The sequence below is a fragment of the Polaribacter sp. L3A8 genome (assembly GCF_009796785.1).
Taxonomy (GTDB): Bacteria; Bacteroidota; Bacteroidia; order Flavobacteriales; family Flavobacteriaceae; genus Polaribacter.
In genome coordinates this window covers 3,358,250-3,377,030 of the sequence record NZ_CP047026.1, presented here as the reverse complement: position 1 = coordinate 3,377,030, position 18,781 = coordinate 3,358,250, and the positions used below count along the sequence as shown (strand labels likewise).

The 18,781-nt window shown below is 29.3% G+C and carries 20 protein-coding genes; 10 read left to right on the top strand and 10 right to left on the bottom strand.

Annotated elements, in window-relative coordinates; translation table 11 throughout:
• Positions 1-33: 33 nt before the first annotated feature.
• The 6 genes from GQR92_RS13880 to GQR92_RS13855 form a co-directional block, all read right to left on the bottom strand.
• A complete protein-coding gene (locus GQR92_RS13880) occupies positions 34-639 on the bottom strand; it encodes a DUF4230 domain-containing protein (RefSeq protein WP_158840538.1) in 606 nt (201 codons plus the stop codon).
• A gap of 42 nt (positions 640-681) precedes the next feature.
• Positions 682-1,296: a lipoprotein signal peptidase gene (locus tag GQR92_RS13875; protein ID WP_158840536.1), complete on the bottom strand. Its 615-nt coding sequence runs from the start codon at positions 1,294-1,296 to the stop codon at positions 682-684.
• 43 nt (positions 1,297-1,339) lie between these two features.
• On the bottom strand, positions 1,340-1,918 hold the full coding sequence (locus tag GQR92_RS13870) for a hypothetical protein (protein WP_158840534.1): 579 nt from the start codon (positions 1,916-1,918) through the stop codon (positions 1,340-1,342).
• 126 nt (positions 1,919-2,044) lie between these two features.
• Positions 2,045-2,422 carry a TraR/DksA family transcriptional regulator gene (locus tag GQR92_RS13865; protein ID WP_158840532.1) on the bottom strand — a complete coding sequence of 126 codons (378 nt, stop codon included), beginning with the start codon at positions 2,420-2,422 and terminating at the stop codon, positions 2,045-2,047.
• Between the two features lie 5 nt (positions 2,423-2,427).
• Positions 2,428-5,835 carry an isoleucine--tRNA ligase gene (gene ileS / locus GQR92_RS13860; protein ID WP_158842171.1) on the bottom strand — a complete coding sequence of 1,136 codons (3,408 nt, stop codon included), beginning with the start codon at positions 5,833-5,835 and terminating at the stop codon, positions 2,428-2,430.
• A gap of 175 nt (positions 5,836-6,010) precedes the next feature.
• Positions 6,011-6,775: a TerB family tellurite resistance protein gene (locus tag GQR92_RS13855; protein ID WP_158840530.1), complete on the bottom strand. Its 765-nt coding sequence runs from the start codon at positions 6,773-6,775 to the stop codon at positions 6,011-6,013.
• A gap of 384 nt (positions 6,776-7,159) precedes the next feature.
• Between GQR92_RS13855 and GQR92_RS13850 the strand changes: the two genes are divergently transcribed.
• The 6 genes from GQR92_RS13850 to GQR92_RS13825 all read left to right on the top strand — a co-directional run bounded on the left by GQR92_RS13850 (position 7,160) and on the right by GQR92_RS13825 (position 11,669).
• Positions 7,160-7,570 carry a BrxA/BrxB family bacilliredoxin gene (locus tag GQR92_RS13850; RefSeq protein ID WP_158840528.1) on the top strand — a complete coding sequence of 137 codons (411 nt, stop codon included), beginning with the start codon at positions 7,160-7,162 and terminating at the stop codon, positions 7,568-7,570.
• Between the two features lie 77 nt (positions 7,571-7,647).
• Entirely contained in the window at positions 7,648-7,887 is a 240-nt protein-coding gene (locus GQR92_RS13845) for a hypothetical protein (protein ID WP_158840526.1), read from the top strand.
• Between the two features lie 102 nt (positions 7,888-7,989).
• Complete coding sequence (locus GQR92_RS13840) at positions 7,990-8,946, top strand: hypothetical protein (RefSeq protein WP_158840524.1); 957 nt, start codon at positions 7,990-7,992, stop codon at positions 8,944-8,946.
• A gap of 10 nt (positions 8,947-8,956) precedes the next feature.
• Positions 8,957-10,099: a hypothetical protein gene (locus GQR92_RS13835; protein WP_158840522.1), complete on the top strand. Its 1,143-nt coding sequence runs from the start codon at positions 8,957-8,959 to the stop codon at positions 10,097-10,099.
• A 12-nt stretch (positions 10,100-10,111) separates the two neighbouring features.
• Positions 10,112-10,954, top strand: coding sequence for a universal stress protein (locus tag GQR92_RS13830; RefSeq protein ID WP_158840520.1), 843 nt, complete (start codon positions 10,112-10,114; stop codon positions 10,952-10,954).
• 55 nt (positions 10,955-11,009) lie between these two features.
• Positions 11,010-11,669, top strand: a complete 660-nt coding sequence (locus GQR92_RS13825) for an HD domain-containing protein (RefSeq protein WP_158840518.1) — start codon at positions 11,010-11,012, stop codon at positions 11,667-11,669.
• A gap of 44 nt (positions 11,670-11,713) precedes the next feature.
• Here GQR92_RS13825 and GQR92_RS13820 read toward each other — a convergent pair whose 3' ends face one another.
• Positions 11,714-12,586, bottom strand: coding sequence for an AraC family transcriptional regulator (locus tag GQR92_RS13820; protein ID WP_158840516.1), 873 nt, complete (start codon positions 12,584-12,586; stop codon positions 11,714-11,716).
• A gap of 216 nt (positions 12,587-12,802) precedes the next feature.
• Between GQR92_RS13820 and GQR92_RS13815 the strand changes: the two genes are divergently transcribed.
• The 4 genes from GQR92_RS13815 (at position 12,803) to GQR92_RS13800 (ending at position 15,962) form a co-directional block, all read left to right on the top strand.
• Positions 12,803-13,375, top strand: a complete 573-nt coding sequence (locus GQR92_RS13815; protein ID WP_233269870.1) for a hypothetical protein — start codon at positions 12,803-12,805, stop codon at positions 13,373-13,375.
• 291 nt (positions 13,376-13,666) lie between these two features.
• Positions 13,667-14,239, top strand: coding sequence for a hypothetical protein (locus GQR92_RS13810; protein ID WP_233269868.1), 573 nt, complete (start codon positions 13,667-13,669; stop codon positions 14,237-14,239).
• Positions 14,240-14,516: 277 nt separating this feature from the next.
• The gene (locus GQR92_RS13805; protein WP_158840510.1) at positions 14,517-15,101 is read left to right on the top strand and encodes a hypothetical protein; all 585 of its coding nucleotides are present in this window, start codon (positions 14,517-14,519) and stop codon (positions 15,099-15,101) included.
• Positions 15,102-15,377: 276 nt separating this feature from the next.
• Positions 15,378-15,962: a hypothetical protein gene (locus tag GQR92_RS13800; protein WP_158840508.1), complete on the top strand. Its 585-nt coding sequence runs from the start codon at positions 15,378-15,380 to the stop codon at positions 15,960-15,962.
• A 69-nt stretch (positions 15,963-16,031) separates the two neighbouring features.
• Here GQR92_RS13800 and GQR92_RS13795 read toward each other — a convergent pair whose 3' ends face one another.
• From GQR92_RS13795 to GQR92_RS13785, 3 genes are read right to left on the bottom strand one after another with little or no spacing between them, the layout of a single operon-like run.
• Positions 16,032-16,805, bottom strand: a complete 774-nt coding sequence (locus tag GQR92_RS13795; protein WP_158842169.1) for an enoyl-CoA hydratase/isomerase family protein — start codon at positions 16,803-16,805, stop codon at positions 16,032-16,034.
• Between the two features lie 49 nt (positions 16,806-16,854).
• Positions 16,855-18,264: a sensor histidine kinase gene (locus GQR92_RS13790; RefSeq protein ID WP_158840506.1), complete on the bottom strand. Its 1,410-nt coding sequence runs from the start codon at positions 18,262-18,264 to the stop codon at positions 16,855-16,857.
• Between the two features lie 44 nt (positions 18,265-18,308).
• On the bottom strand, positions 18,309-18,779 hold the full coding sequence (locus tag GQR92_RS13785; protein WP_158840504.1) for a hypothetical protein: 471 nt from the start codon (positions 18,777-18,779) through the stop codon (positions 18,309-18,311).
• Positions 18,780-18,781: the final 2 nt, after the last annotated feature.

Sequence of the window (18,781 nt, the reverse complement as noted above, 5' to 3'; positions counted from 1 at the left end):
GCTATCAAATTAATTTTTGATAGCCTTTTTTTTTTAATCTTTAACCTTTATAAAATCATTAAAAAAACCAGAACTCGTATTATCTACCACTTGCCAATTGTAAATTGCAGAAAGTAGGTATAGTTTAGATAACTCTTCAAACAATCTTGTTTTTGATTTTTCTTTTAAATCCGTTACTTCAATTGTTTGTTTAATCTTCTCAATACTTTTTTGATTAATTTTATTCAATTCTTCTTTAGAAAAAACATTAAACTGACTTTGTTGTAAATCGAAATATTTAATATCAGGAGAAATAATAACTTCTTGAGTTGGTATTTTATTGATGATGATTTTCTTACCCACAGAATCTATTTGAATTTCTATTTTAGATAAATCGTAACCAACCTCTACAACTGCATTAACAGTAACAATTGCTTTTTTATCAAAAGAAAGATAATCGTAAAAATATTTTTTAGAATCAGAATAATTATAAACTTCAGAGAAAGTTCCCTTAGAAACAACTAACTTGCTTAAGTTTTTAATAGAGTTTACAACCACTTGTATTTCTTCTTGTTTGTGGTGTTCCTCCTTTTTATAGCACCAAAACTTGGCGATAAAAAATCCAACAAAAAAAACAATAAGGTATTTTAGAAAGCGCATCTTTTTAAACTTTCTATAAAGGTAGTAAAATTGAAAAAAAGATTATTCTTTTACAATCTCTTCTTTAGGAAAAGCTTGCTTGCTAAAAAGAAACAACAAAGCAACACCAACACTTATAAAAGCATCTGCTGGGTTAAAGATATACTGAAAGAAAGTAAAGAACTCTCCTCCTATTACAGGGATCCAACCTGGTAAAACGCCTTCCCATAAGGGAAAATAAAACATATCTACTACTCTACCATGAAATAATTCTCCATAAGGTTTGTCTGCAAAAAGTGTCGCTACTTTATGGCTAGACCCATCAAAAATAACTCCGTAAAAAACAGAATCTATAATATTACCAACTGCCCCAGAAAAAATTAATCCGATAGCAATAATAACAGCGTTGTGTACTTTTTTCTTGATATTTTGTACCAACCAATAAATAATTCCTGTTACGGCAACCAATCTAAAAAGTGTTAAAAAAAGTTTCCCTGCTTTACCACCAAACTCAAACCCCATTGCCATTCCGTTGTTTTCTACAAAATGAATTTTAAACCAATTAAAAACAACAACTTCTTCTCCTAAAACAAAGTGCGTTTTTACATATATTTTTATAATCTGATCTAAAATAATTGCGATACTTATAGTTAGAATAGCAAGATTCTTTTTTGACATTTTTCTTTATTTTGTGCTCACAAAAATAACAATATTATTGTGTTTATTGGGTTGTTAAGAAAATATTAGCTTTTATAGAATTTATGCTAATTTTTTCACCTGATTTTTCTTCCTTTTTTTTGTACGATTTTTCAACTAAATTATCGTTAATTTTTATCTTACCTGTTTTAGAAACTACATCTATATTGGCTTTATTAACAGCTGCATAAAGGTTACCTGCATACATTTTAACCTTTAAACTTGCGTAAATAGTATGCAATTTTAAAATACCTTTTTCAATATAAATATTTAAATCGCCTTTGTAGCTCTTAGATTCAATATTTATTTCATCACCAAAAATGGTAATTTCTTTATTTTTCGGAATCTTTATAACAGCACTTGCTCTATGCAATCTTTCTGTAATAAACTTTCTAAAAACTTTTTCTTCCGGGATATTTTCTGGTATTTCGAATTGAATTTTCACCAAATTATATTCTTCTTTATATTGAATATGTTGCTCTTCTATATTTTCTGCTATTAAATAAACTTCTACAAAATTAGATGTAGAATTTTCTATTACAACATCATCTAACCCAAATGTAAAAATTTCTATTTCTTTAGACTGGGTTTCAAATTTTTTCAAAACTTTTTTCTGCGATAAAATCACAGTAGAAATAAAACAACATAAAATAACGAAACGTATTTTCATAGAATAAAAAAAGCTCCTTATAGAAGAAGCTTTTAGATAATTATATTTTATATAAAACGATTATTGTTTACGTTTTGCCTCGATACTTAAAGTTGCATGAGGTACTATTTTTAAACGTTCTTTCTGTATTAATTTACCCGTTACTCTACAAACACCATACGTTCTATTTTCTATACGTAACAAAGCATTTTTTAGATCTCTAATAAATTTTTCTTGTCTAATAGCCAACTGAACATTAGCTTCCTTATTCATTACCTCAGAACCTTCATCAAATGACTTAAATGAATGAGAAGTATCATCTGTACCATTATTAGAATCATTTTTATATGCTGCTTTTAACAACTCTAAATCTTCTTGTGCTCTTGCTATTTTTTTCTCTATGATTGCCTTAAACTCTTGTAAGTCTTCCGCTGAGTATTTTAGTTTTACGTCTGACATAAATCTTATATTTTTTCGATTAATATTTTACTTTTTATGGTATCAAATTCAATTTCTGTACCACCGTTTAACTCATCTACAAAAACCAATTCTTTAGTTAATGTTTCACTCATAATGTACTCTTTATTATCTATGATAGATTTCTGTAAGTTCTCAAAATTTAAAACCGTCAACTTTATTCTATCTGTTACTTCTAAACCAGTGTCTTTACGTGCATTCTGAATTCTGTTTACCAATTCTCTAGCAACTCCTTCTTTACGTAATTCTTCTGTTATTGTAACATCTAAAGCAACTGTTAACGCTCCTTCATTTGCAACCAACCAACCTTCTATATCCTTAGATGATATTTCTACATCCGAGAGCTCCAAAGTAATATTTTTTCCATTAATGTCAAGAAGAATGTTTTTATCTTTTTCTATTTTGTTAATATCTTCTTGATTGAACTTTTGAACCTCAGCCGCTATAAAGCGCATGTCTTTTCCAAACTTTGGACCTAATGTTTTAAAATTCGGCTTAATTTGTTTGATTAAAATATCTGAAGCATCATCTAAAATCTGAATTTCTTTAATGTTTACTTCATTCTGAATTAAGTTTGCAACAGCTAAAATTTCTTCTTTTTGCTGCTCACTATCAACAGGAATCATAATTTTTTGTAATGGTTGACGCACTTTTATCTTTTCTTTTGCTCTAAGTGATAAAACTAAAGATGATATAATTTGTGCATTTTCCATTTTACGCTCTAAGCTTTTATCAACAAAACTTGCATCGTATACAGGAAAATCAGATAAATGAATACTTTCTGATGTTTCTTTACCCGTTACAGAGTTTAAATCTTGATACAACCTGTCCATAAAGAATGGCGCAATTGGAGAAGCTAATTTTGCAATCGTATTCATACACGTGTATAAAGTTTGATATGCAGAAATTTTATCTGTTTGATAATCTCCTTTCCAAAAACGTCTTCTACTTAAACGCACGTACCAGTTACTTAAATAATCTTGTGTAAAGTCTGATATTGCTCTTGCAGCTCTTGTAGGTTCATATTCTTCATAGAATTTATCTACTTTAGCAATTAAAGTATGTAATTCTGATAAAACCCAACGGTCTATTTCTGGTCTTTTTTCTAAAGAAATATCTGCTTCTTCATAAGAAAAGCCATCAAGATTTGTATATAAAGTAAAGAAAGAATAGGTGTTATATAAAGTTCCAAAAAACTTACGTTTTACCTCTTCTATTCCTTCTAAATCAAATTTTAAATTGTCCCAAGGGTTTGCATTTGCAATCATGTACCAACGTGTTGCATCTGCACCATACGTAGATAATGTTGTAAAAGGATCTGTTGCGTTCCCTAGACGTTTAGACATTTTATGTCCGTTTTTATCTAAAACTAAACCGTTAGAAACTACATTTTTATACGCTACAGAATCGAAAACCATTGTTGCAATTGCATGTAAAGTATAAAACCAACCACGTGTTTGGTCTACTCCTTCTGCAATAAAATCTGCAGGAAAAGATTCGTTTCCGTCAATTTTTTGTTTATTTTCAAACGGGTAATGCCATTGTGCATACGGCATAGAACCAGAATCGAACCATACATCAATTAAATCGCTTTCACGTTTCATTGGTTGTCCGCTTGCTGAAACTAATACAATTTCATCCACAATATTTTTATGCAAATCTATTTTCGCATAGTTTTCTTCTGAGTTGTTATCAACTTCAAAATCTTCAAAAATGTCAGATTTTAAAACACCTGCCTCAACGGCACGTTGCATTTCTGATTTAAGTTCTTTTACAGAACCAATACAAATTTCTTCTTTACCATCTTCTGTTCTCCAGATTGGTAATGGAATTCCCCAATAACGAGAACGAGATAAATTCCAATCGTTTGCATTTGCTAACCAGTTTCCAAAACGTCCTGTCCCTGTAGATTCAGGTTTCCAGTTAATAGTTTTGTTTAAAGAGTGCATTCTATCTTTAACATCGGTTACTTTAATAAACCAAGAATCTAATGGATAATATAAGATTGGTTTATCTGTACGCCAACAGTTTGGATAACTGTGTTTGTATTTTTCTACTTTAAAAGCTTTATTTTCTGTTTTTAATTTAATTGCTAACTCAACATCAATAGATCTTTCTGGTGCTTCTCCATCATTATAATATTCGTTCTTTACATATTTACCTGCAAATTCGCCCATTTCTGGTCTAAATTTTCCTTGTAAATTTACTAAAGGAACTAAATTATCATTTTCATCTTTTACCAACATTGGTGGTATTGGTGGCACTGCTTGTTTTGCAACCAATGCATCATCTGCCCCAAAAGTTGGTGCGGTATGTACAATTCCTGTTCCGTCTTCTGTAGTAACAAAATCTCCTGCAATTACTCTAAAAGCATCTTGCGGATTATCGTTTGGACGACAGTAATCTAAAACGGGTTCGTATTTAATATCTACTAAATCTTTACCAACAAACTCTTTAATAACGTGGTAAGGTATTTTTTTATCACCAGCATTGTAAGTACTTAATTCTGCTGAAGTTGCTACTTCTACATTGTTTTTACCTGCAAATTGTTTTCCAACTAATTTTTTAGCTAAAATTACTTTTATAGGTTCAAATGTATATTGATTAAACGTTTCTACTAAAACATATTCAATTTTAGGCCCAACCGTTAATGCGGTATTACTTGGCAAAGTCCAAGGTGTTGTTGTCCAAGCTATAAAATAAACTGTTCCTTCGTTTTGTAAAAAATCTGGAAGTGTTTTTGCTACTGCTTTAAATTGTGCAACAACCGTTGTATCTGTTACATCTTGGTATGTTCCTGGTTGATTTAACTCGTGAGAGCTTAAACCGGTACCTGCCTTTGGCGAATAAGGCTGAATTGTATATCCTTTATATATTAACTTTTTGTTGTAAATTTCTTTTAAAAGCCACCAAACAGATTCCATGTATTTAGGTTCATACGTAATATATGGATCTTCCATATCTACCCAATACCCCATTTTATTGGTTAAATCGTGCCAAACATCTGTATATTTCATTACGGCTTTTCTACAAGCTGCGTTATAATCTTCTACAGAAATGGTTTTCCCAATATCTTCTTTAGTAATTCCTAACTCTTTCTCTACTCCCAATTCTATTGGTAAACCATGTGTATCCCAACCAGCTTTACGCTTTACCTGGAAACCTTTCATGGTTTTATATCTTGGAAAAATATCTTTAATTGCTCTTGCTAAAACATGGTGAACTCCTGGAAGTCCGTTTGCAGAAGGTGGTCCTTCAAAAAACACAAAAGGTTTTGCATTTTCTCTTGATGTTACACTTTTTTCAAAAATGTTGTTTTCTTGCCAATAGTTAAGAATTTCTTCTGCTACTTTTGGTAAGTCAAGTCCTTTATATTCAGGAAATTTCGCTTTCATCATATCTATTTTCTGATAAGAGTGCGAAATTAAGGATTTTCTTCTAATTTTAGTCAGTTGAAAGTAGCAAAGTTTTAAGGTAGAAAAAAGTACTAAAACCACAAAGTGGCAAAGCTGAACCCTTACGCTGGTCTAACTTTGCCACTTTAAAAGTGCTGAAATTTTAAAATGCTATTTATAAACCTCGTTCTTTTTTAATTTGTTCATAAGCAGCTTGTATGCTTTGAAACTTTTCGTTTACGCCTTTTAAATGCTCTTCTCCTAGGCCTTGTAATTTATCTGGATGGTATTTTTTTACCATTTTTCTATATCCAGTTTTTACTTCTGCATCTGTTGCTGTTTTTTCTATTTCTAAAATTTTATAAGCATTTTCTGAAGAATCATAAAACATGGCTTTAATAGATTCAAAATCATTTTGATTGATGTATAAATACCCTGCTATTTTTCTTATTTCTTCTACTTCTGATTCGGCTACAAATTCATCTGCTTTTGCAATACCAAACAAGAAATGCAACAGTTGTAAACGTGATGCGTGCGACATGTTTTGACGAATCTGAATACAAACTTGACGTGCAGAAACTTCCTTTTTTATAATTCCGCTAAAGAGTTTAAAGGCATTGTTTGCTCTTTCTTTACCGTACATACCCACAAATTGTGTACGTACAAAGTCTAACTCTCTTTGATCTACTTTTCCGTCAGATTTTATAACGATAGATGCTAAAACAAGTAAACTCATTTCAAAATCTCCAGATTGTGTGTCTGCAGCACTTCTGCCACCATTAGATTGCCTGCTTCTTTCGTAATGTATTTGTTCTTGCGTTAAGTCTTTTTCTGAAAAACCATCTACAAAACTACCTACTGCAAAACCAATGGCCGCACCTATTGGACCACCAAAAGTAAATCCTAATCCTGCTCCTAACCATTTTGTAAAACTTCCCATATATATTTTTAATAAGCGGCAAAGTTACAAAGTTTCAAAGAAACAACGATTTATAGTTATAAAAATTGGATTGTTAGATTTTTAGAAAACTTGGCTCTGCAACTTTGTTACTTATTTTTACTTTGCAACTTATTTGCATGAAGGATTGTAGCATTTGTTTGAGCTCTTTTTTGTTTTTCTCAAAAAAAGCGAGTGCGAAAAGCCTGACGATTTTTAAATAAAAGTGTAGTGCAACGAAACTTTTACTTAAAAATGGGCATGCCCTAAAACAAAAAAGAACACTATGATATCAATTTTATTGATGTTTCTATTGAAACAACTACTTTTATAAAGTTGACTTTTCTTTAACTTATACTTATCTTTGTATTTTTAAATATAGAAAATATGTATCCAGAAGAATTAGTAAAACCAATGCGTGATGAATTAATCAAAGCTGGTTTTGAAGCATTATATACAGGTGAAGATGTTGAAAACGCAATATCTAAAAAAGGAACAACTTTAGTGATGGTAAACTCTGTTTGTGGTTGTGCTGCAGGTACTGCAAGACCAGGAGCAATTGCTTCTCTTGGAGCTGACAAAGTGCCAACAAACTTAACTACTGTTTTTGCAGGTGTAGAAAAAGAATCTACACAAAGAGCACGTGAGTTTATGGTTCCTTTTCCTCCATCATCACCAGCAATAGCATTGTTTAAAGATGGTAATTTAGTGCATATGTTAGAGCGTCACCATATTGAAGGTAGATCTGCACAAATGATTGCACAAAATTTAGCACAGGCTTACGAAGAGTTTTGCTAGACTTTTAAAATATTTCATAAAAAAAAATCCACTTATATTTATGAGTGGATTTTTTTTTTAAATAACATTCAATAATTATGGCTTCAGAATTTTCTACCTACACCAAAGAAGAGCTTTTAACGAAATTAAAAAAACAGAAAAATTATTTTATTATTAAAATGATTGTTATCCTTTTAATGGTTGTATTTGCTGTTTTCTCTACCGTTAACAATGGTTTGTCTTTTCATACTTTTTTACCTTTATTCTTTATACCGATGTCTCTTTTTATGCATTTTGATATAAAAAACATAAAAAAAGAACTGGCATTAAGAAAATAACTTCTACTGCTACAAACTTTATAGTATAATAATAATTACTTAACATCTACTGTTTTGTAATAGTATTCCTTTGAATTAAATTATAAATAATTTAATTTACCTATGGAATTAACAGTAATGTATTTAGGTTTTTTCTTAGCAGCGTATTCTGTTGTAGGAAATGACACCATACAAACATTAGGAACCTTTTTAAGTTCTAATGAACGTAAAAAATGGTGGGTTCTATGGCTTTTTGCTGGTGGTATACTTGCCGTAACATTAATTTACGGTTACGTTACTCATAATGGAGATGTTTCTTATGGAAGGTTAGCAAAATACCCTTTACCTAAACCATTTGCTTGGTATTATATTTTGCCTCCAATTGTATTAATGCTTTTAACGCGTACAGGAATACCTGTAAGTACGTCTTTTTTAATACTTACTTTTTTTAATGAAAAAAACTTAACGGATATGGTTGTAAAATCGATGTCTGGTTATTTGGTAGCCTTTGGAGCCGCTATTGTGCTGTATTTAATTATATCTAAAAGTGTTGAAAAGAAATTTATTGAAAACCCAATTACAAATAAGCAAAAAAATATTTGGACCGCCTTACAATGGTTATCTACAGGTTTTTTGTGGTCGCAATGGTTAATTCAAGATTTTGCAAATATTTACGTATACTTACCTAGATCTTTAAATATCTGGGAACTGATTGGTTCTTTGGTGATTATTTTAGGCCTTTTGGCTTACATAATTGCATCTAAAGGTGGAGCAATACAGAGTATTATCCGTTCTAAAACCAACACGGTAGATATTCGTGCGGCTACTTTAATTGATTTTACCTACGGTATTGTGCTGTTTTATTTTAAAGAACTAAACAATGTACCAATGAGTACTACGTGGGTTTTTATAGGGATTTTAGCGGGTAGAGAAATTGCATTAAACTTTGTATTACGTAAAAATGAAGCTCGTAAAGATATGTTTAACAGTTTAGGTAAAGACTTATTTAAAGTTTTTATAGGACTTGTAGTTAGTATAATACTTGTGTATGGTGTAAAGTTTTTAGCAACTTCAATTTAATACCTTGAATATGAAGTTAAAAACGTGCATCTTGTTTATTGCTTTGTTTTATTTTTCGTCTTGGTCTACTGCACAAAATCAAAAAAATGGCATCGATACTGATGAGAAAGGAATTACAATAGCAAATTTTCTTAAAATGTCTGGTAATTGGTTTATAGCTTATAGAGATGGAATTGCCCAAACACAAGCTGATGATGAAAAAGGTCTTGTAAACGAGCATAAAAGTGCTTTTGTTTTAAAACGAAGTTATTTTACTTTAAAAAAGGACTTAGATGAAACCTTTTCGGTAAGATACACTATGGATTTAACGGTAGACAGAGATGGCCCTGATGCAGGTAATATAGAAACGCGATTAAAATATCTTTATGTAAAAGCCAAACCTAATTTTAATAGTGATGTATTTACAGGTAATTGGATAGAGGTTGGTATGGTTCACACACCTTGGTTAGATTATGAACAAAAAATAAACACCTACAGAGTACAAGACAATATGTTTATTGAAAGAAATAGAATTTTTAATTCTGCCGATTTTGGTGTAACTTTTGGAGGTAATATTGGTCCTGCAATGGATAAAAAATTTTTAAAAGAAGTTAACGGAGCTTTACCCGGTATGTATGCCAGTTATGTAATTGGTATTTATAACGGAGCCGGATATTCTGGTGAAGAAAAAAACAATAATAAAGTAATCTCAGGACGTTTATCTGTTAGGCCCTTTGCAAACACTTTACCAGAACTTCATTTTAGTGGGTATTTTAATTTTGGGAAAGGGAATAGTGAAGAAGCACCAGACTTTAACCAGGTTTTAGGATTTATTACGTATACAGGAAAACAACTAACCTTAACAGCACAAACACATAAAGGTGTTGGAGATTTTAGAGCCAGCTATTTATATAAAGGTACCAACAAGCCTATTAAAAACAATGGATATAGTTTTTTTGGTGAATATAAAATTAAAAAAACACCATTAGCCATTTGGGGAAGATATGATTCCTTTCACTTAAAAACAGACGACCATAGAGGTACTAACCGCTACATAGGTGGAGTCTCTTACACTGTTAATAAATATTTACGATTAATTTTAAATGCAGAGCACAATGACAAAGCATTAGACCAAAATAATATTTATGAACTAAATCTTGAAGTATCATTTTAAAAACATAATAGCATGAAAAATATATTGTTTCCAACAGACTTTTCAGAAATTTCTTTAAACGCTTTTGCATATGCCATGGCATATGCACAAAAATTAGAAGCTACTTTAATTGTGTATCACTCTTACCATGAAGACACTTCTGTAGATGAAAAAACACAAACTATTTATGATAAAATTGATATCGATAATTTTAGAAATAAAAAAGATAAATTTCCACCCTTCGAAAAACTTATTAAAGCTAGTAAAAAAGGAAATCTAAAAGTTAAATACATTGTAGATCAAGGTGTTTTTGTAAACTCTTTATTTAAATATGTTGCCAAACGAGATGATAAAATAGAAATCATTATAATGGGAACACGCAACACAGGAAACAGCAGTTTATTTAATATTTTTATGGAAACGGATACCATTAAAATTTTAGAAGAAATAGACAAACCTGTTATAGCTGTGCCTGCAAGAGCAAAATTTGATGGAGAACTTAATAACCTTATGTTTCTTGTAGATTATAGAAACGAAGAAATTATACCTTTAGAAAAATTAACTAAAATTGCAAAAGAATTTAGTGCGCAATTACATGTTGTTCATTTCGATTTAGCACACGGAGAATCTATTACTCCATTGATGAATAAATTTAAAGAAAACTTGACTGTAAAGTACAAAAAAACAAAGTTTATTTCTATTGATAGTATAAACCTAAAAGGATCACTTACAGAATATTGTCAAAAAAACGAAATAGACATGGTGTGCTTGTTAAACCAAGAAAGAAATCTATACCAGCGTTTATTTTCATTTAGCTTAGCAGAAGATTTAATCAACCATATAGACATACCGGTAATGGCTATTTATCTAAAATAATTTTTTAAATCAAAAGGAAACTAAGACCTAAATTCATTTTTAATATTTTTGTAAAATGAATAAAGCCAATATTATAAAAAATACCATTGTTTTTGTAAAAAAAGAATTAGAAAATGCAGAAGGCGGACACGATTGGTTTCATATAGAACGTGTTTATAAAAATGCCTTATTAATTGCAAAAAAAGAACAAGTTGATGTTTTTGTGATTTCTTTAGGGGCTTTGTTACATGATATTGCAGACCCTAAGTTTTATAATGGTAATGAAACTGTTGGACCAAAAGTAGCTACTGCTTTTTTAGAAAAACAAAAAGTTAACAACGAGGTTATAAAACATGTTATTAATATTATAAACCATATTTCTTTTAAAAATTCTTTTGATAAAACAGGTGTAAAATTTACGTCTAAAGAATTAGAGGTTGTGCAAGATGCTGATAGATTAGATGCTATTGGGGCAATTGGTATTGCTCGTTGTTTTAATTATGGTGGTTTTAAAAACCGAGCTCTTTATAATCCTGAAATTTTACCGAATTTAAATATGACAAAAGAAGAATACAAAAACTCTTCTGCACCAACCATAAATCATTTCTATGAAAAACTACTTTTACTAAAAGATAAAATGAATACTACTTCTGGGCAACAAATTGCTGCAGATAGGCATTCTTTTATGGAAGGTTATTTAAAACAATTTGATGATGAATGGAATGGAATTAAATAATCTTTACACACACTTTTAAACCACCTTAATATATAAGTTCTTATTTATTGTACTAAACTAAGCATTTCACTTCTATACTTTGATGCAGATTTACCTGTAAACTCTTTAAATAACTTATTAAAGTGAGAAAAATTATTAAAGCCACACTCAAAACAAATATCTGTAATACTTGTTTGGCTTTCTGATAACAATTTGGTTGCATGCACAACTCTGTATTCATTTACCAATTTTGTAAACGTTTTACCTGTTGTTTTTTTAAAAAACCTACAAAATGCAGGAACAGTCATACTTACCAGATTAGAAATTTCGTCTAAACTAATATGTTGATTAAAATTCTCGTTTATATGTTTAAAAATGATATCTATTTTACTACTGTCTTGTGGTTGCGTTTCAAAAGCAAAACCATCTGCATTTAAAAGCGTATAATCTTCAGACTTAGAAAGTGTATGTAGTATTTCTAGTAAAATTAAAATTTGCTTAAAACCTTTCTTTTCAGATATTCTCTCAATCCTAGGCCCTAATTTTTCTTTTGTTTTTACACCAAAAAGAATTCCTTTTTTTGCTTTTTCAAACAAAATACTAATAGGTTTCATCTCTGGAACTTCAAAAAAATCTTCTCCTAAAAAATCTGGTTTAAATTGTACCAAGGTTTCAGAACCATTTGTTGTTAACCTATCTGTAAACCCATTATGAGGTAAATTAGAACCTATTAATAATAATTGACTATTGTTAAAGTAAGACAAATGATTACCAATGTGTCTTTTACCTTTACCTTTATTTACATAAACCAATTCAATTTCTGGGTGAAAATGCCAAAAAGCTTTTATCTGTTTTAAAAACTCGGTATGTTTTTTTACCAGTATAGAGCTTCCAAAATCTGGACTAATTTTTTCTAAAGTTGGCTTTACATTCATCATATTGCTATTTTAAAATCAAATTTACAACACTAAATCCTAAAAAGTTGTATAAAATTAACAAAATTATACACTATATTATCTTCACTTTGTTTTAACACAAAAATAACAGATAATTTAGCACATAAATATACCAATACTGATGTTTTTAAAACAAAACTTCTAACATAAATTTGCAGTGTTATTAATATTTAAAATAACCAAAAGATGAAAACAAAAATGAAAAAAATTATAGTAGTAGCATTAATGTTCGGAACATTAATTGGATACGCAAACGAGCATACAAATGACAATGAACTGAATGCTAAGAAAACCGTTAAGGTTGAATTTAGTAATGTAAAAAAGGGACAAACTTTAGCAATTAAAAATGGCGAAGGTGTAACTGTTTATAATAATGAAATTAAAAACTCTGGAAGCTATTCTAAAACTTTCGATTTTTCTGCTTTAGAAGATGGAATCTATACTGCTGAATTAAATAAAGATTTTGAAATTGTTATGAAACAGTTTTATGTTAAAAATGGTTTGGTTACTTTTTTAAACAATAAAAATGAAAAAATTTTTAAACCAGTTATTAGAGCAGAAGGAAATTTACTATACGTTTCTAAAATTGCTTTTAATAACAAACCTTTAAAAGTTGTTATTTATTATAATAATGAAACAATTGTTTCTGATACTATAGAAGGTAATCAAATATTAAAAAGAGTTTACAAATTTTCTGAAGCTGAAACTGGAAATTATAAAGTTATCATTAGTTCTGATGATAGATCTTACGAAAAGGATATTACAATATAAAAATTTAGTTAATTGTTTCGTCAGACTACTGCTATAGTTTGATGGTAAAAGCGAGTCTAAAAAGACTCGCTTTTTATTTGTAAAATACTTTTATCACTACAATTTTAGTAATCGATAATTATGTTTAATTACCACAAACATATTCTATATTACCACACTTATCCTTAACGTTTTATTAATATTAATAATATAACACACAAATTTACCAATATTGATGTTTTTAAAACAAAACTTCTACCATAAATTTGCAGTGTTATTAATATTTAAAATAACCAAAAGATGAAAACAAAAATGAAAAAAATTATAGTAGTAGCATTAATGTTCGGAACATTAATTGGATACGCAAACGAGCATACAAATGACAATGAACTGAATGCTAAGAAAACCGTTAAGGTTGAATTTAGTAATGTAAAAAAGGGACAAACTTTAGCAATTAAAAATGGCGAAGGTGTAACTGTTTATAATAATGAAATTAAAAACTCTGGAAGCTATTCTAAAACTTTCGATTTTTCTGCTTTAGAAGATGGAATCTATACTGCTGAATTAAATAAAGATTTTGAAATTGTTATGAAACAGTTTTATGTTAAAAATGGTTTGGTTACTTTTTTAAACAATAAAAATGAAAAAATTTTTAAACCAGTTATTAGAGCAGAAGGAAATTTACTATACGTTTCTAAAATTGCTTTTAATAACAAACCTTTAAAAGTTGTTATTTATTATAATAGTGAACCGATTCTTTCTGAAACTATTAAAGGAGGAGAAATATTAAAAAGAGTTTACAAATTATCAGAAAATGAAATAGGGAATTATAAAGTTTCCATTAGTACTGACGATAGATCTTATGTAAAGGATTTTACCATATAAAAATTTAGTTAATTGTTTCGTCAAATTACTGCTATAGTTTGATGATAAAAGCGAGTCTAAAAAGACTCGCTTTTTATTTGTAAAATACTTTTATACACAACAAATCTATACCAAAAAATTATCTATAATTAACACCAACCTATTCTATTTTAACTTAACAATTAATTAACATAAGGTAAATACGGTAATTTAGAATATAAATATACCAATTCTGTTGTTTTTAAAACTTAACTATCACCATATCTTTGTGGTGCTATTAATTCTAAAACTAAAAGAAATGAGAACAATAATTAAAACAATTTTATTAGTAACATTAATGTTCGGAACATTAATTGGGTACGCAAATGAGAACACAAAATCTACTAATGCAGTAGCTGTAAAAAGAGTTAAAGTTGAATACAAAGCCGTAAAAATAGGACATGCTTTAACTATTAAAAATGAAAACGGAATTACACTATATAAACAAGTCATTAAAAATTCTGGAACCTATTCTAAAACTTTTGATTTAACCAATCTAGAAGACGGTATATACACCACTGAATTAGAAAAAGACTTTGAAATTGTTGTAAAAAAACTTGAAGTTAAAGATGGTTTTGTTACTTTCTTAAAAGAAAAAAATAAGAAAATTTTTAAACCTGTAATTAGAGCAGAAGGAGATTTAGTATTAATTTCTAAAATTGATTTTAATAAACAGCCTATAAAAGTAGTTCTGTATCATGATAACAATCTTATTCATTCTGAAAAGATTGAAGGCAAAGAAATTTTAAACAGAGTTTATAATGTATCTAAAAGAGAAAAAGGAACATATAAAGTAGTTGTTTATGCAGACAATAGAATGTATGTAAAAGATCTTACAATATAAAAATTTAGTTAATTGTTTCATCAAATTACTGCTATAATTTGATGGTAAAAGCGAGTCCGAAAGGACTCGCTTTTTATTTGTAAAATGCTTTACATACAAGATACTCTTATTTATAAACCCTTAATAATTAACATAAATGTATTCTATTTTAACTTAACAATTAATTTACAACGTCTTAACGTGTTAATTTAGAGTATTTATTTACCAATTCTGTTGTTTTTAAAACTTAACTATCACCATATCTTTGTGGTGTTATTAATTCTAAAACTAAAAGAAATGAGAACAATAATTAAAACAATTTTATTAGTAACATTAATGTTCGGAACATTAATTGGGTACGCAAATGAGAACACAAAATCTACTAATGCAGTAGCTGTAAAAAGAGTTAAAGTTGAATACAAGTCTGTAAAAAAAGGACACGCTTTAACTATTAAAAATGAAAACGGAATTACACTATATAAACAAGTCATTCAAAATTCTGGAACCTATTCTAAAACTTTTGATTTAACCAATCTAGAAGACGGTATATACACCACTGAATTAGAAAAAGACTTTGAAATTGTTGTAAAAAAACTTGAAGTTAAAGATGGTTTTGTTACTTTCTTAAAAGAACAAAACAAGAAAATTTTTAAACCAGTAATTAGAACTGAAGGAGATTTAATCTTAATATCTAAAATTGCTTTTAACAAAGAACCTATAAAAGTAGTTTTATATTATGATAACCAAGTTATTCTTTCTGAAAAAATTGAAGTTGAAAAGATTTTAAACAGAGTATACAAATTATCTAAAACAGAAAAAGGAGCATATAAAGTTCTTGTCTACACAGATAACAGAATGTATGTAAAAAATTTCAGTATCTAATCTAACAATCTGGTGTAATAGACAAAAGAAAGCGAGCCTTATTGGGCTCGCTTTTTATATATACACTTTCTAAAAATTAGGTTTTCGCTTCCCTAAAAAAGCAGCAGTACCCTCACTAAAATCTTCTGTACCAAAACACTCACCAAACTCTTCAATCTCTACATCAAAACCATTAATACCTTCTTCAAAACCTGCGTTAATAGCTCTTATTGCTGCAGAAATTGCATCCGAAGAATTTCTTATAATTTTATTTGCAATTTTTTCTGCCAAAGGCAATAACTCTTCTTGTGTGGTAACATGATTTACCAAACCAGATTCTTTTGCTTCTTCTGCAGAAATCATACCAGCAGTCATAATCATTTCCATGGCTTTTCCTTTACCTACTAATTGCGGCAAACGCTGTGTACCTCCGTAACCAGGAATCACGCCTAAAGAAACCTCAGGCAACCCCATTTTAGCATTATCTGATGCCACTCTAAAATGACACGCCATTGCTAACTCTAAACCACCTCCTAATGCAAAACCATTAACAGCAGCAATTACAGGAATCGATAAATTTGCTACATAATCAAATAAAATTTCATGTCCAAGTCTAGATAAATTAGCCCCTTCTTCTACTGAAAAATCAGCAAATTCAGAAATATCTGCACCAGCAACAAAAGCTTTATCACCAGTACCCGTTAAAATAATTGCCCTCGTAGTTTCATCATCTTCCAATGCCGCAAAAGCAATATTCAATTCTTTAATGGTCGCCTTATTTAAAGCGTTTAACTTCTTCGGTCTATTGATAGTAATTTGTGCTAAACTATCTTTTTTCTCAACTAAAATATTCTCGAATTTCATCATTTATTTATTTAGCTGCCTATACAAAAAATTATAAGCGATAATTATATTATTTCTTTGGTAAAATTACAGTAAAAACGGTTCCTACTCCAACTTCAGAAGTAAAAGAAATAGATCCATCATAAGCCTCAATTATATTCCTTATCATCCCTAAACCTAAGCCCATTCCGCTAGATTTTGTGGTAAACTTTGGTTCAAAAATAAATTCTCCTACATCTTTTGCAATACCTTTTCCATTATCAGAAACTGTAATTTTTAAATTACTGCCTTCAGATAAAACTTTTACTTCAATTAAAGGATTTTCTTCTTTATCAATTGCCTGAATTGCATTTTTAATCAAGTTAGTAATTACTCTAATTAATTGTGTTTTATCTAAATTGGCATGTAATTCCTTTTCTCCAGGATAGTATTTTATGTATTTTTCTGTAAAAATATCTAACGCAAATTTAACAACACTAATTATTTCTATTTGCTCTCTCTTTTGAGTTGGCATTTTCGCAAAATCAGAAAAAGCAGAGGCTATAGAACTCATTACATCTATTTGCTGAATTAAAGTTTGACTAAATTCTTTTAATTTCTCTTTTGCTTTTACATCTAAAGGATCAAACCTGCGTTCAAAACTCTGCACCGATAATCGCATTGGTGTAAGTGGGTTTTTAATTTCGTGAGCTACTTGTTTTGCCATTTCCCTCCAAGCTTGTTCACGCTCACTTCTGGCTAATTTAGCAGCACTTTCGCCCAATTCATCAATCATATGATTGTACGCATCTACCAAAATCTCTATCTCGGAACTCGCCTTATTTAAAATAATTTTTTCGTTTCTTTTATTTAAACGTGTTTGCTGCATTTTATCAGAAATCGTTTTTATTGATCTTGTAATGTAGCTTGACAAAAAATATGCAAGAGAAATAGCTATTAAAAACATCAAAATATACACCAAGCCTAACCTTAACATAAACTCTCTTAATTCATGCTCTATCTCAGAATTATCTTGTGTAAATTGTAATTCTAAAATACCAATCCTTTTAAACTTTGGATCATGAATAAATGAGAATGAAGATTGATAACCAATCCCTTTATCTACACTCGTTTTTAATATTTTATGATTAGAATTATTAGCTAATTCTTCTAACAAATTTTCTGGAACTGGTTTAGAGTTTACCTTTTCAAAAGCACTTGCTGTAGATGATTTTAGTAAATTACCTTGTAAATCGTAAAATGAAATATTTAATCTATTTATAGACGAAATTTCATAAATACGTTCCTGAAATATTTTAGACAAATTCCCTGTATTTACAGGATACGTTGTTTTATTTTTCAGTTCTAATTCAATCGTTTCTTTTGTTGTAGCCTCTTTACGCTCAAAACGCTGAATATTATAATCTTTTGTCTGTTCATCATACTGATATATAGTAACCACCAAAATTAATACGGATGCCAATAACACCAATAAAATCATGGACAGAAAAATTCGTATTCTTAAAGATATTTTTGTTAAACTCCTCAATTTTTGTTTGTTTTTATTCTTTTTGTTTTCATGGTCAATAAGTCATCAAAATCTCCATCTTCGTCCCAATCGTACTTACTTCTCCCTATAAAACCTTCATCCGTTTTTGTAATATCGTAACTCACCTTCATATCTCTGCCTCCATAATTAAAAGCTACTAGTAATGAATCTGCCACAACAGACCAATTTCCGGTAGCTTTAGAGATCTGTTCTCCTTTTTTATTTATAAACCAAGAAGAAAAAGTACCATCTTTATTATATTTAGATTGCGCAATTAATTCTGAATTATCTTCAAATTTATCTTCATAAACTTGTAAAGAATCTGTATTATTAACCGTGTACATTTCTATTTTTAGATAAGTAGTTTCCCAACTATCTACCATAAATTCTTTTGTTGAAAGCTCTGGTTTACAACTCGCAAAAAGTATTCCGAATAGAAGAATAAAAAAATAAAATTTTGTTTTCATAA

What these genes read in the sequence shown, in the direction of transcription:
- GQR92_RS13855 (WP_158840530.1), bottom strand. Translation starts at nt 6,775, where the DNA reads ATGGGAAGTTTTACAAAATGGTTAGGAGCAGGATTAGGATTTACTTTT.
- GQR92_RS13815 (WP_233269870.1), top strand. Translation starts at nt 12,803, where the DNA reads ATGAAAAAAATTATAGTAGTAGCATTAATGTTCGGAACATTAATTGGA.
- GQR92_RS13880 (WP_158840538.1), bottom strand. Translation starts at nt 639, where the DNA reads ATGCGCTTTCTAAAATACCTTATTGTTTTTTTTGTTGGATTTTTTATC.
- GQR92_RS13875 (WP_158840536.1), bottom strand. Translation starts at nt 1,296, where the DNA reads ATGTCAAAAAAGAATCTTGCTATTCTAACTATAAGTATCGCAATTATT.
- GQR92_RS13790 (WP_158840506.1), bottom strand. Translation starts at nt 18,264, where the DNA reads ATGATTTTATTGGTGTTATTGGCATCCGTATTAATTTTGGTGGTTACT.
- GQR92_RS13805 (WP_158840510.1), top strand. Translation starts at nt 14,517, where the DNA reads ATGAGAACAATAATTAAAACAATTTTATTAGTAACATTAATGTTCGGA.
- GQR92_RS13840 (WP_158840524.1), top strand. Translation starts at nt 7,990, where the DNA reads ATGGAATTAACAGTAATGTATTTAGGTTTTTTCTTAGCAGCGTATTCT.
- GQR92_RS13800 (WP_158840508.1), top strand. Translation starts at nt 15,378, where the DNA reads ATGAGAACAATAATTAAAACAATTTTATTAGTAACATTAATGTTCGGA.
- GQR92_RS13835 (WP_158840522.1), top strand. Translation starts at nt 8,957, where the DNA reads ATGAAGTTAAAAACGTGCATCTTGTTTATTGCTTTGTTTTATTTTTCG.
- GQR92_RS13845 (WP_158840526.1), top strand. Translation starts at nt 7,648, where the DNA reads ATGGCTTCAGAATTTTCTACCTACACCAAAGAAGAGCTTTTAACGAAA.
- GQR92_RS13810 (WP_233269868.1), top strand. Translation starts at nt 13,667, where the DNA reads ATGAAAAAAATTATAGTAGTAGCATTAATGTTCGGAACATTAATTGGA.
- GQR92_RS13820 (WP_158840516.1), bottom strand. Translation starts at nt 12,586, where the DNA reads ATGATGAATGTAAAGCCAACTTTAGAAAAAATTAGTCCAGATTTTGGA.
- GQR92_RS13830 (WP_158840520.1), top strand. Translation starts at nt 10,112, where the DNA reads ATGAAAAATATATTGTTTCCAACAGACTTTTCAGAAATTTCTTTAAAC.
- GQR92_RS13795 (WP_158842169.1), bottom strand. Translation starts at nt 16,805, where the DNA reads ATGAAATTCGAGAATATTTTAGTTGAGAAAAAAGATAGTTTAGCACAA.
- GQR92_RS13850 (WP_158840528.1), top strand. Translation starts at nt 7,160, where the DNA reads ATGTATCCAGAAGAATTAGTAAAACCAATGCGTGATGAATTAATCAAA.
- GQR92_RS13825 (WP_158840518.1), top strand. Translation starts at nt 11,010, where the DNA reads ATGAATAAAGCCAATATTATAAAAAATACCATTGTTTTTGTAAAAAAA.
- GQR92_RS13865 (WP_158840532.1), bottom strand. Translation starts at nt 2,422, where the DNA reads ATGTCAGACGTAAAACTAAAATACTCAGCGGAAGACTTACAAGAGTTT.
- ileS (WP_158842171.1), bottom strand. Translation starts at nt 5,835, where the DNA reads ATGAAAGCGAAATTTCCTGAATATAAAGGACTTGACTTACCAAAAGTA.
- GQR92_RS13785 (WP_158840504.1), bottom strand. Translation starts at nt 18,779, where the DNA reads ATGAAAACAAAATTTTATTTTTTTATTCTTCTATTCGGAATACTTTTT.